Raw genomic sequence first — 12,805 nt, 5'->3', positions numbered from 1 at the left:
GACAATGTCTCGAATTGAAGTTTTAAAGACGTACAAAATTTATATCGGAGGACAATTCCCCCGAACGGAAAGCGGCAGATATTATCCGCTGACCAATAAGAAGAAAGAACCGATCGCGAATGTAAGTCTCTCCTCGCGAAAAGATTTTCGGAATGCTGTTGTGGCAGCACGGGGCGCTTTTGGCGGATGGTCATCGCGCGCGGCGTTCAATCGCGGCCAGATTCTTTACCGCATTGCTGAAATATTGGAAGGACGAAAGGATCAATTTATTCAGGAATTGATCATCCAGGGAAGTACAAAAGCATCGGCGCAATCCGAAGTTTCAACGGCAATTGACCGCATTGTCTATTTTAGCGGCTGGTGCGATAAATATCAGCAATTGTTCGGAACAGTGAATCCCGTTGCCTCTTCTCACTTTAATTTTTCTGTTCCTGAACCGACTGGCGTTGTCGCTATCATTGCACCGGAAGAAACTTCACTGCTCGGATTAGTCTCTGTCGTTGCTCCTTGTATCGCCGGTGGGAATACATGTGTCGTTCTCGCATCCAATAGCAAACCGCTCTGCTCCATCACCTTTGGCGAAGTTCTTGCCACTTCGGATGTACCGGGCGGAGTAGTCAATATCCTTACCGGAACGAGTGAAGAATTGCATGCGCATTTTTCGAATCACATGGATGTCAATGCAGTCGTATACTGCCGGCAGAATGAAAATGAAATGAAAGCAGTCGCACAAAATTCTGCTCTCAATGTAAAACGGACGTACTTTTGGAATAAGGACTGGTCGAAACCGGAGAATGAACATCCATATTTGATCATCGATCTTCAAGAGGTGAAGACGACATGGCACCCTATTGAGAATATTGGAACAGCAGGAGCAAAATATTAGGATCATCATCCATATCGTTGTTGCCTGCTTTGTCACAGGATTCTTGCAGAGTTGTTCTTCCCCCGAAGAAACAATGGAAGATGACATTGTTACCGAAATGGAAGCAACCGATACGACAATCGTTGCGCAGCCTGTTCAACAGGATACTACACCACCTGTTCATAAGAAACAAAAATCCCCCACGCAACGCTTTTCCGTCCAAGCAGATACAGTAGATGTTCAGCAGAAAAAACGGCAAGGATCTACAGCATCTTCCATTTCTGTAAAAGCTTCCGCCCCAAAGAAATTTTATACCGTTGAAGTCGGTGCATTTCGGTTGAACAGTAACGTTCAGCGCCATCAGACAGAATTGACCAAACGGTTTAAACTTCCTGTCCGAATTTTGTTTGATAGTACGATCAATTTAACACGTGTCTGCGTAGGAACATTCTCAACAAAAGCGTTTGCGGAAAAATTCATGAATAAAATGAACAAAGAATATCCAAAGGATTACCCCGGTCTTTGGATATCGTATTGGACTAAATAAGCATGACCACTGTAAGAACCATTTTTTGCCTCACATCACTTTCTTCCCTTCTGTTCGGACAAGCCTCAACGGAAAAAGATTCTTCATCCATGCCACGGAAAGAACAACTGAGCACGTTTGAGCGCTCTTTTAAACCTTCGTTCTACGATACTGAAGTATATCTGTATAAAAAAAGTGACAGTTCCAAAATCTATGGCAGGGCAATTGATCAGCTCACATCGGCTCCTCCGGAAACACTCCAGGGCTTCAGGGTGCAGCTGCTGGCAACAAATAATTATGATGAAGCAAATGTTACACGAAATGCTGCTGCTCAATTGTTCCCTGATCTATGGATGTATCTCGTATTCGAATCACCGACGTATAAAATCCGTGTCGGGGATTTTTCAAACCGGTCTGAGGCAAAACGGCTGCTCGATCAGTTTCATACGCAGGGATATAAAAAAGCGTGGATTGTTCCGGACCGCATCATCAGAAATCAACTGCCAAAACCTCCGCAGCCAACCCCAATTGACAGCTCATCCGTACATCGGTAGGTTATTTTGTTTTGAAGATAACACCATCAATCGGCCAGCGTGGCCTGACGCGAATGGTGTCATGATACAATGTGAAATGTTCTGCCCGGGTCAACGGAAAGACAATACCGGCATCGTGCTGTAGATTACCATTGCGATCATCGAATGCTTTTAATGCATATCGCCCTTCAGGCAATCGGTTAAAGACAAATTTTCCGGATGAGGATGTTTTCGTCTTAAGTTCCTTTTGCTTCAGATCATTCACATTCTTTGCTGTAATAATATTTGACTGGCCTCCGAATCCTGCAAAGATCCCTTCAATACTGCCGGCATTTTCAGGATCCACAACAGAAAAATTAACGGTGCTGACACTGTCTTTCAAATGATTTTCAAAAAGATCTCTAATCGCATTCCATTTGAACAAGAGTTGATACTGTTCACCAATGTTCAAAGGAGAATTTGGAATGATCGATATACTGATGGGAGATTTGTTTGCTAATGAAATTGTCTGAGAAGAGCTGTCTTTTTGGCGCTTCATCCCAACCGCTGTATCAGCCAACGGGAGAAGAAGAATATCGTTGAATTGGAAATCGATCTTGCCATCTGGAAATATTTTAGCCGATGATTCTTGCAGCGATGAGTGCATCATTATCGGAGGAATCGTATCGTTGATCGATGATCCGGAGAATTGCTTTGCATCTGCCGCCGGATTGATCACAAATCCTCTTTTATCCTTCACCCCATTTACCTTTACCACATATCGTTCATCAACTTTTTGTTTTTCCGTCACTAATGTGAAGTTATTGTATTCCGAGTTATTGAGAAAATAATGTTGAATTGGAAGAGTATTCTGATATAAGGTATCGGTAACAGTAAAACTGTTCTGATGTACGGATGATGAATCCAGTTCTTCGCTGAACTGAACTAAGATATGTCGGTTATCGGAAGCGATCACAGATGTTATTCGAGGGGGTGTCGTATCTTCTTTTGCAAGAGTGAATTGAATTCCCTTGAACAAGGTGTCTGTTAAAGTTAATGTAACATCATCCGTGGTTCCTGCTGCATCAGTTTCAGGATCATACAATAAATTCCTGAACTCATCGCGTATCGCAAATAGTCGATAATTACCAGATGCAAGATTGGTTAGCTGAAAATTCCCGCCCTTGCCTGTCTGCGTAAGATAATCCGGTTTTGATCTGGCAGGATTTAAGGTATCCGGTTTGATCGTATTTAATCGATATGAAAAAATCATCACCCCTTCGGGCTTTTCATCAAACACTTTCCCTGCAAGGGTTCCATTATCTATCGTATTTCCTGTCGAAAAAGCTACGGAGAACGCCTTTGCCATTCTGTTTGAAGCGCGAATATCCACGACATCCGTTCCAATCGTAACAACATACGTGGTGTTGCTTCGAAGCTGTTCGTTGATGGTAATCTCCAGTTCCGTCCCGCTCCAATCAAATTCTTTATCTTCAATGTTTGGCGAAATAAAAACAGCCTCTTCCGCTGATCGTCGGTCGACATATTCACTAAACTCAATAATAATCTTATTTTCTGAATAATTTACTGTTGAAGGTGATGGATAAACGGAGATAATCTCGGGTGGAATTGAATCCACAGGGCCACCTTCCGGCGGACGCTGCCCTGCGCATCCGGCAATCAATAAAAGGAAAAAGAAAAAATGATAACTGTGTTTCATATAATTCAATTATATGAATATTTCCCATGAGATAAAAACATTGAATTTTATGGTAGAGATAATTACATTGTGGCAATGATTGATTGATACATTTGCTATAAAATATTTTTCAACGATTGATCTTTATAACTAAATGTTCAACGATCACCGCATTTCGGAGGAACAATGAAGCGACCGATCTTCATTATCATCATCACCACAATTTTTCAATGTTCAACAATTCTCAACGCCGGAGAACGGCCAACGTACCAATTCCTTCAAAATGATGTTAGTGCTAGAGCCTCGGCAATGGCCGGCAGTGTTGTTTCGTTATATGGTGATCCTTCTGGACTATTTTATAATCCCGCAACTATCGGAAATTCCCTGCAACCGCTGGCGTCGATTGGATACACAAGTCACGTATTGGATATTAAAGCAGGTTTTGCCGCTTATACTCAGGAGATTCAAGATATAGGTGTGATGGGTGTTGGAGTAAATTATGTCAATTATGGTTCCTTTGTAGGAAGAAATGATCAAGGGATTGAGACAGGAGCTTTTAATGCTGGAGATATGGCATTATCACTTAGTCTCGCCAATCTTTTCGAAGAAAATCTCTACTATGGAGTAACAGGAAAATATATTTATTCCTCTATCGCCGATGCAAATTCCTCAGCACTTGCCGTAGATCTCGGTCTGATGTATCTCATTCCCGGCGAAGATCCTATTTCATTAGGATTATCTATCATGAACATCGGCACCCAAATAGATGCATATGGTTCTACCATTGAACCGCTTCCGTTAGAGATCAAAATCGGCGGAACGATTAAGCCACAGCACTTACCTCTTCAATTGAACGTCAACTTCAATAAACTCAACGAAGAACGAGATACATTTCTTGATAAATTCACATCCTTTACCGTTGGTGGTGAATTTACATTGAGTAAGGCACTTCGCTTCCGCTTCGGATATAATAATGAACGACGAAAAGAATTAAAGATCGGTACTTCAGCAGGGATGGCAGGATTCTCATTAGGAGGCGGCCTTGTCCTGAGGAACCTCCGACTCGATTACAGTTTTAATTCGTATGGCGAGATTGGAAGCATCAGCCGAATTACACTTGGATTGGATGTATAACAACAATAACTGTGTCACTAAAAAAAATCCTTCGCTTTCACGAGGGATTTTTTATTTTTACTTCACTAATCGATCAATGTCCGATTATTCCCTTCAAAAATACTCCGCTCGCATAATACATCACCATCCCGACAAACACTACAATTGAAAGTACTCGATTATCGGAACGATTGATTTCGGGAATAAGATCGCTTGCGCTTACGTACAACGCTGCTCCCGCTGAAAAAGCAAAAGCATATCCGGTAATTTTCAGATCAACGTTTTGCAGAAAAAAAATCATGAACACACCAATCATCGTCCCGGCCGCAATTCCGGCAGTTGCCTTGACCGCAGTCTTTCGAGATTGATTCGATGCAAGCATAATCGATGCAATTGTCAGTCCTTCCGGAAATTTATGGAGCAGGATTGCAATAAAGATTAAAATACCAAGGGGTAGATTGTAATACATTCCTGAAGAGATGGCCAGACCGTCAAAGAATGCGTGAATGAACAATCCCCAAAAAGCAGATGTACTTGCAATTTTCGAGACCATCACATGGGAATGTGTCTCTTCACCAAAATGCAAATGTTTCACTACTGTATGCTCCACAAAATGGATGACACTAAACCCAAACAACATCCAAAGAGGAGCCGATGTACCTATGTTCTCAATACTTTCCGGAAGAAGATCGATCATCACAAGTGCTAGTAAAAAACCAGCACCGAGTGCAATTAAATTTTCCTGAATCCTTTTCGAAAGGTCTCTTTTCCAGGCAACAAAAGCTCCTCCGAGAATTTCAGCACCGCCGGCAACCAATCCCGCAAGAATGATATAGATAGTTAAGTTATTCATTGAACATATGGTTTCTTTAAATACGCTTCCGCCAACTCGTAGGAGTTTTCAAATTTTTTCAAGCGTTGTACTTTTTGATACTGCATAATAGCATAATTTCGTTTCTTTTGCACATCATAGATCATACCAATGCGGAGATTGGTCATTGTCATAAACGCGGAGGTCTCTTCCTTGTCCAGTCCTCTGCTAATTTCATCGCATTGATAAAAATATTTCAATGCTTGATCGAAGTTCCTCATGTTCATTGCGATCATCCCAAGATAATACATCGCTTCCCGTTTGGCAAAGTCCGAATATCCGCGTTGGCCGTTCTCGCATCGTTTCAATATTTCAGCAAATGCAGCTTGTGCCTCGCCGTATTTTGACAATGAATAGGTACTTCTCCCCACATAACGGTGAAAGATAACATTGTTTGGGAACTGCTTCAATAAAGCGGTCGACAATTCGAATGCCTTTTCATACTGTTGTTCATAGTTATAACTGAGTTGCAGCAAAAAGTATTTTGCTTCAAAGGAAGCGAATTTTGCTTTTTCGGAAGCTTTGGTAAGCTGATCAATTCCTTTTTGTTTATCTCCCGTTGGAAAGAAAATCATCACAGGTTTGACAATAGGATATTTTTCCGGAATTGTCGAAGCATAATAGTTATAGATACCGATTCCCAAAAGAATATCGTAATTATCCGGAGCAATCTTGTATGCCCTTTGAACGATGGGAAGTGCAAGTCTGCCGTCATTTGCTGCTTTAATCCAACTACTGCGGTTCGCACGGAGCCGACCTTGAAACCCCAGTGCGCCTCCTTTAAAGAACAAAGCGCTCACATCATTCTCGTTTATATCCAACAGACTGTCACAAAGTCCAATCACATCATCCATTTTACGAATAAACATCCCATCGTTCGATTCATCATCGATCGTCATTAAGATTTTCCACCAATCGATCATTGCCAGAAAGAACTTTCCGGCCGGATGTGTTGGATAATTTTTTGCAAGCAAAGAAAATTCTACTTCCGCTTTCTCAAATTCGAAATTATAGACTGCATTAATACCACGCTGCGCCTGACCATCAAATTCTGGAGACGTGATCCATTGGGATAGTGAAATGGATGAGAGGAGAATAAAAAAGAGGAAAGATCGCAGCACAATCATCACTGTTGAATTTCGACCGGTTCTGACGTCGCTGTTGCACGTCGTTGTTTTCGTTCTTCGCGCCACTGCTCAAGACTCCACAGTCCTTCAGCGGGTGAGATCCAACTCCAGTAATAGATCATCAGCATTCCTATGATGAGCACCAATGTAGCAAGAGCTCCACCTTCGGGCCCAAACGTTCCCCCTGTTAACCAATCCGGACCATTAACAATAGCTTTCCCAATCTGTTCCCGTTCTGATGTTGTTCCACTGACAGGAAAGGAATACACAAATCCTTGAAAGAAATTCCATGAAATATGCAGTCCAATAGGAAGCCATAATGCTTGCGTCTTAAAATATGCAAGCGATAACCATATTCCTGCTAACCCAACATTGATCAGACCAAACGTAGAAACATTTGGATTCTTGCTATGTGCTATGGCAAAAAGAAGTGATATTGAAAGCGTCGCAATAATCTTGTTCGATCCTTCAACAAATGTCTGAAACATATAACCACGGAACAAAAATTCTTCACCGTATCCGACAATCACATACAGAAAAACGCTGTTCATAAAAATCACAAAACCTTGCTGCATGGAGATATCACGAAATTCGATATACACCATTCCGGTCGCATATTCGATTGCAAAAATAACTGACATCATTCCGGAACCAAATACTATTCCTTGAAACAACTCCTTCCCAGCATGGGCTTTCACCCTAAGACCGATAGAAATAAACGGACGCTTATCGACAAAGTGAAGCATCAACCATACCGCCAACGTAGTTGTTCCATAAAAAATATAGGCGCCAACGGTTTGTATCGGCAATTCAGGAAATTGTTTCACCAATGCCATGATGGGAGCAGTAATAACGGTGTTGCATGCAGTCGCAATCAACAGGAAAATACCGATCCTCCATCCCGCGCGAGGATAATCCAGTTCAGCATTGACAAAGATATTTTTGAGAAAAACTTTCATATCCTCTCCAATAAATAATTGCGGACACCGTCCATTGCAATTCTCTCCTGTTTCATAGAATCTCGTTCACGTACCGTCACTGTTTGATCCACCAATGATTGCGAATCAACTGTAAAGCAATACGGCGTTCCGATCTCATCCTGCCGTCGGTAACGGCGTCCGATTGCACCGCTGTCATCATAGAACACACGGAAATATTTTTGCAGTTCTTTCGTCAGATTGCGGGCAATATCATCCATTCCATCTCTGTTCACTAAAGGAAGAATTGCCGCTTTCATTGGGGCAAGTTTGGGATGAAGATGAAGTACTGTCCGCATTTCCCCTTCGACCATTTCCTCATCATAAGATGCACAAAGAAATGCCATGAACGAACGGCTCGCTCCGACGGATGTTTCAATCACAAAGGGAACAAACTTTTCTTTCGATTGTTCATCGTAATATTTTAATGCTTTGCCGGAAAATTGTTCATGCTGCGAAAGGTCAAAGTTTGTCCGGCTGTGAATTCCTTCAATTTCTCCCCATCCAAAGGGAAATTTAAATTCGATATCAAACGCCGCCTTGGCATAGTGAGCAAGTTTTTCATGTTTATGCCATTGCAGATTTTCGGCTTTCATACCGAGATCCAAAAACCATTTCATCCGTTCTTCACGCCAATATTCAAAATATTTATCCTCTTCTCCCGGTTTCACAAAATATTGCATCTCCATCTGCTCAAATTCGCGTGTTCGGAATAGAAAATTCTTTGTGTTGATCTCGTTTCTGAATGCTTTTCCAATTTGAGCGATACCAAACGGAAGTTTTTGACGGGAAGCACTTTGCACATTTAAGAAATTCACAAAAATCCCCTGCGCCGTTTCGGGACGAAGGTAGACAACATTGTTTGTATCTTCTACCGGACCAACGAATGTCTTAAACATCAAATTGAATTGACGTGCTTCGGTAAACGTCCCTTTATTGCCGCAATTCGGACAAGCGGTTAATGTAATTGCCTTGGCGACGGCAGCATCATTTGCTATACGTGATGTAAATTCACTGACAATCTTCTCATCTGGCTGTTGTCCCTCAAATTCACCCGGAAACATCTCGCGCAGAATATCTTTCTTCTTCTTCGTGTTCAGCTCATCCATCAGAACATCAACGCGGTACCTCGCTTTACACTGTTTGCAGTCCACCATAGGATCAGTGAAATTTGCAACGTGACCGGACGCTTCCCACACTTTCGGATGCATCAAGATGGATGCATCAACACCTTCCACATCGTCGCGAAAGGTCATTGATCTCCACCAAGACTGCTTAAGATTGTTTAAGAGTTCAACGCCCAATGGACCGTAGTCCCAGCATCCGTTGAGTCCTCCGTAAATTTCACTTGATTGGAAAACAAATCCGCGGCGCTTTGCAAGCGACACGATCTTTTCCATTACCGAGTTTGCTTCTTTGGCAGCGATGATGAAACTCCTTTCTTTACAACAGTAACTGGTTCTTTACTAAAGATAAAACTTTTTAAAATCACTTCTTTATTTTTAATTTGAACAATCGAGGTCTTCTCTTTTGCATTTTCAAAAGAAATAATCTGCGCTTCAAATGATTCCAGCGAATCTTTCATTGCCCGCACGAACAGGATCGGATCGAATGATGACGGTATAAACACACGAACATCGTTCCGATTTTTGATCGGACGGATGTTCTCCTTTTTTAATCCAAACGAACGGAGCGTTGTATCGGCCATGCGATATACTCTGTCGCCGGATATTGGATTGGTCGATGAAGGCATCAATGAAAATGTATCGCTTTGCGCGTTTTGTGTCTCTCGCACAAAGGAAAGGATCAATCCAAGCGTTGCAAGCGCGGCGATAATGTATATTCGTTTATCCATTAGATTCGTGCTTCGCTTCTTACTCTTTTTGTAAAGATGGAAACTTTTCCTTTTCCATATTTTTCGATTAACACTTTGGCAAGATCAAAATCCCGTCCGACATCCGTCGGCGAATGTGCATCGGAACCAAGAGTCAAAGGAATATCGCATTCGGACAAAATTTTCAAAATGGATTCACTCGGATACATTTCTTTTACCGGTTTTCTCAGTCCGGATGTATTGATCTCCACCGCCATCCCGGATTGTTTCACTACTTTGAATGTTTCGCGAAGAATCTCTTCCATATTCTTGGTCGGTCGATGTCCGAACTTTTTGACAAGATCGCAATGCCCAATGATATCAAACATTCCGCATTCCGCTGATCGCTTTATATGATCGTAATATTGCGTATAAATTTCATTAATATCTTTAAGATCATAATTGGCGACAAAATGCGGATCATCAAATCCCCACGTATCCAGATAATGGACGGAACCAATAACGTAATCAAAATCACTTTTTGCATTGAATTCTTTCACCCATTGTTCTGAGCCGGGAAGGAAATCCCCTTCCAGCGCAAATTTAATGGTGATCTGATCCTTATATTTTTTCTGCAATTCAAGAACGGTCGGTGCATATTCGTTCCAAAATTGTTCCTCAACCATACGAACAGCAAGATCCCAGTTGCCTGGCATCGGTGTATGATCTGAAAGTCCAATTTCATCCAGTCCAATGTTAATGGCATGCTGAACATATTCTTCAAGTGTACCAGTGGCGTGTTTACACAGATAATTATGGGTATGGTAATCGATGAGCATTATTTCTTTCGTTTTGCTAGTCTGGCCGTTTCAATTCCCAGTGTGGAATAGAGGGGGACTAAATGTTCTAATGATTTGGATGATTCCAATGTTTTTAAGTGTTTTGTAATCGTCTGATAATCGCTTCGCGCTATTGGTCCTGTTAACGCTTTTGCCGGAGAAGAAGAAAAAACATTTTCCAATGTTTGATCAATTAACGGTTGGAATATTTTCCATAATTGTGCTTTCGGCATTTTGATTATTGCTGCGATCTGTTCAACAACGGAAAAAAGTGTTACTTGATAATTCGACGCAAACACTGCAGCAATATGATACAGCGTTTTGTCTTTCTTTGAAACTAAAAAATATTGTGCCCCAATTTTTCGCGCGAGCACCTTTGCCACGGTAACCGCAGCTGAATCTCCTTCGATTGCGCAATAAATATTCTTCAGCGAAGTACGCTCATTCTTTTTAACAAATGTCTGCAGCGGATGAAACGAACCGATGGATGCCCCCTTTTTTTTCAAGGGGAGCAGTATGTCACTTGTTAATGCTCCAGATGTATGGAGAAATGTCTTCCCGCGCAAGGATTGCGTCATAGCTGAAATACGGGTTACCACATCGCTCATTTTATCATCGGGAACCGAAATAATAATCAGATCCGATATCAACTGCAGTTGTTCAACCGTGCCGGACACTTCTGTTTTTACTTTTTTTGCCAATGCCGATGCAGACTTCCCATATTCAGAGAATACGGCTTTCGGCTTCTCCCCGTTATAAAACAAAGCAAGGGCTATTGATCTTCCAACAGCCCCTGCACCAATGATGGAATAATTTTTCAAGGATCTTATTTTAGCAGCATTAATTTTTGAGTTGCAGAGTGTGTCCCTGACTGCAAACGATAAAAATAGACACCACCAGACAGATTGCTTGCGTCAAATTTCACGGAATGTGATCCCGCCGAAAGATGTTGATTAACAAGCGTCGTTACTTCAGTGCCCAAAACATCATAGACTTTTATCGTTGTCTGTTCACTGCGGGATAATGAGAACAAAATTGTGGTGGACGGGTTAAATGGATTCGGATAATTTTGTTTCAATTCAAATATTTCGGGTGTTACCATTCCATTACTCACAGTAGTTGATGTAGTATATGTAATGATTAATTGGGGTCTGTTTGCTTCTGCCGCGGCACTACGAGAATCAAATCGTTTTGCCGATTGTGCGGCTTCGTTTCCAATAATGATCCATCCAAAATTTGTTGATGGTACCAAATACCAAGAAAGTACATCTGCCCATAACAACGTATCTTCCCACTGATACGATCCTGTTCCGGCAACAGATTTCACAGCGCTTTGTAGCGGATTAAAATCTCCCCCTAAGCTTACCCAAGATTGCGTACTAAAAAATTTATGTTTCCACGTAGCATCGTTCATTGTAGCAGCTGCTCCACCCCCTTCTTGTGTTCCTGCATCAGAAGTTCCTTCTCCCCAATCTCCTAACAATCGATGAACTTTTACATCGGATGCACCCGTAACGGTCTTAGAGACGTTCATCTTCAATATTGCCCTGCTGATGACAGCATTTTCAGGAAGCTTTCCCGTAAGATCAAATTTCACAACTGCGCGTCGGAGGTTATTTGCTGCCTGATTTGTTCTTCCTGCAAAGAGAAAAGCTCCCGCCCCATTGCTTGATGTTCCTTCTGCATCCTGATACAGCGTATTATCTTTTGTTGCAGTAATTGTAACAGTTTGCTGGGCATAAACTGTTGAAATAGCAATCAACATTGCAACGGCAAGAAAAATTCCTTTCATAGCTTCGACTCCAAAATGATATTAAATGACTGAGGTAAATGTAACTATTTTTTAAGTGATTCGGAAAATCCCCTGGTGTATCACTTCTTATTTTTCAGATATTGATTATGCCCATGTTTTACGGATTCCAGTGCTACCACAACATTGTCCCAGCCAAAACTCTCAACATGTTTCCCTTCGAGAAGTTTATAACTGGTAAAAAAATGTTCAATTTCCACCAACAAATGTTTCGGTACTTCTTGCACATCGTTAATACTTCGATACGTGGGATCATTTACTGCAACCGAAAGCAGTTTATCATCCGGACCTTTTTCATCTCGCATTCTCAGTATACCGATCGGCTTTACTTCCACGACAACTCCCGTAAAGAGAGGTTGATCAATGAAAATAAGAATATCGAGCGGATCGCCGTCATCCCATAATGTATTGGGAACAAAACCGTATGCTTCCGGATAGTGCATGGAAGAATATAACACGCGATCTAGTTTGAAAACACCTAAGTCAACATCATATTCATACTTGTTTCTACTCCCTTTTGGGATTTCGACAACTGCATTAATAATACGTGGAGAATCCTTGCCAATAGGGAGATCTTTATAATTCATACTTTTCCTCATAAAAAAAGAATGCCGAAATCGAATTCATTTCGGCATTCACGATGTTGTAGAAAC

14 protein-coding genes are annotated in these 12,805 nt (G+C 41.6%); 4 read left to right on the top strand and 10 right to left on the bottom strand.

The genetic code is table 11. From position 1 onward, the window contains the following. Nucleotides 1–4 precede the first annotated feature (4 nt). The 3 genes from WDA22_03380 to WDA22_03370 are packed head-to-tail and all read left to right on the top strand — an operon-like array spanning nucleotide 5 to nucleotide 1,945. Nucleotides 5–886, top strand: a complete 882-nt coding sequence (locus WDA22_03380; protein MFA5832500.1) for an aldehyde dehydrogenase family protein — start codon at nucleotides 5–7, stop codon at nucleotides 884–886. Further along, a complete protein-coding gene (locus tag WDA22_03375) occupies nucleotides 852–1,412 on the top strand; it encodes an SPOR domain-containing protein (protein ID MFA5832499.1) in 561 nt (186 codons plus the stop codon). Before WDA22_03380 ends, WDA22_03375 begins: the two co-directional genes overlap by 35 nt. A 2-nt stretch (nucleotides 1,413–1,414) precedes the next feature. Beyond that, nucleotides 1,415–1,945, top strand: coding sequence for an SPOR domain-containing protein (locus WDA22_03370; GenBank protein ID MFA5832498.1), 531 nt, complete (start codon nucleotides 1,415–1,417; stop codon nucleotides 1,943–1,945). A 1-nt stretch (nucleotide 1,946) separates the two neighbouring features. On the opposite strand, the gene WDA22_03365 is transcribed toward WDA22_03370, so the two are convergent. Beyond that, nucleotides 1,947–3,623, bottom strand: coding sequence for an Ig-like domain-containing protein (locus WDA22_03365; protein MFA5832497.1), 1,677 nt, complete (start codon nucleotides 3,621–3,623; stop codon nucleotides 1,947–1,949). A 165-nt stretch (nucleotides 3,624–3,788) separates the two neighbouring features. On the opposite strand from WDA22_03365, the gene porQ reads away from it, so the two are divergent. Beyond that, nucleotides 3,789–4,736, top strand: a complete 948-nt coding sequence (porQ, locus tag WDA22_03360) for a type IX secretion system protein PorQ (protein ID MFA5832496.1) — start codon at nucleotides 3,789–3,791, stop codon at nucleotides 4,734–4,736. 73 nt (nucleotides 4,737–4,809) lie between these two features. Here porQ and WDA22_03355 read toward each other — a convergent pair whose 3' ends face one another. From WDA22_03355 to WDA22_03315, 9 genes are all read right to left on the bottom strand, one after another. Then, nucleotides 4,810–5,568: a ZIP family metal transporter gene (locus tag WDA22_03355; protein ID MFA5832495.1), complete on the bottom strand. Its 759-nt coding sequence runs from the start codon at nucleotides 5,566–5,568 to the stop codon at nucleotides 4,810–4,812. After that, on the bottom strand, nucleotides 5,565–6,779 hold the full coding sequence (locus WDA22_03350) for a hypothetical protein (protein MFA5832494.1): 1,215 nt from the start codon (nucleotides 6,777–6,779) through the stop codon (nucleotides 5,565–5,567). Before WDA22_03350 ends, WDA22_03355 begins: the two co-directional genes overlap by 4 nt. After that, nucleotides 6,713–7,672, bottom strand: a complete 960-nt coding sequence (locus WDA22_03345; protein ID MFA5832493.1) for a type II CAAX endopeptidase family protein — start codon at nucleotides 7,670–7,672, stop codon at nucleotides 6,713–6,715. Before WDA22_03345 ends, WDA22_03350 begins: the two co-directional genes overlap by 67 nt. Next, nucleotides 7,669–9,090: a glycine--tRNA ligase gene (locus tag WDA22_03340; protein MFA5832492.1), complete on the bottom strand. Its 1,422-nt coding sequence runs from the start codon at nucleotides 9,088–9,090 to the stop codon at nucleotides 7,669–7,671. Before WDA22_03340 ends, WDA22_03345 begins: the two co-directional genes overlap by 4 nt. Continuing rightward, nucleotides 9,090–9,545, bottom strand: a complete 456-nt coding sequence (locus WDA22_03335) for a hypothetical protein (protein ID MFA5832491.1) — start codon at nucleotides 9,543–9,545, stop codon at nucleotides 9,090–9,092. Before WDA22_03335 ends, WDA22_03340 begins: the two co-directional genes overlap by 1 nt. Then, a complete protein-coding gene (gene hisJ / locus WDA22_03330) occupies nucleotides 9,545–10,342 on the bottom strand; it encodes a histidinol-phosphatase HisJ (protein MFA5832490.1) in 798 nt (265 codons plus the stop codon). The genes WDA22_03335 and hisJ overlap by 1 nt, the downstream gene beginning before the upstream one ends. Beyond that, the gene (locus WDA22_03325; protein ID MFA5832489.1) at nucleotides 10,342–11,163 is read right to left on the bottom strand and encodes a Rossmann-like and DUF2520 domain-containing protein; all 822 of its coding nucleotides are present in this window, start codon (nucleotides 11,161–11,163) and stop codon (nucleotides 10,342–10,344) included. Before WDA22_03325 ends, hisJ begins: the two co-directional genes overlap by 1 nt. Nucleotides 11,164–11,168: 5 nt before the next feature. Next, nucleotides 11,169–12,134: a DNRLRE domain-containing protein gene (locus WDA22_03320; protein MFA5832488.1), complete on the bottom strand. Its 966-nt coding sequence runs from the start codon at nucleotides 12,132–12,134 to the stop codon at nucleotides 11,169–11,171. A gap of 80 nt (nucleotides 12,135–12,214) precedes the next feature. Next, the gene (locus tag WDA22_03315) at nucleotides 12,215–12,739 is read right to left on the bottom strand and encodes an inorganic diphosphatase (GenBank protein ID MFA5832487.1); all 525 of its coding nucleotides are present in this window, start codon (nucleotides 12,737–12,739) and stop codon (nucleotides 12,215–12,217) included. Between the last annotated feature and the right edge of the window lie 66 nt (nucleotides 12,740–12,805).

This window comes from Bacteroidota bacterium, assembly GCA_041658205.1.
Taxonomy (GTDB): Bacteria; Bacteroidota; Ignavibacteria; order UBA10030; family UBA8401; genus UBA8401.
Note: the sequence above shows the minus strand (reverse complement) of the source record. Positions and strands in the feature narration are given on the sequence as shown.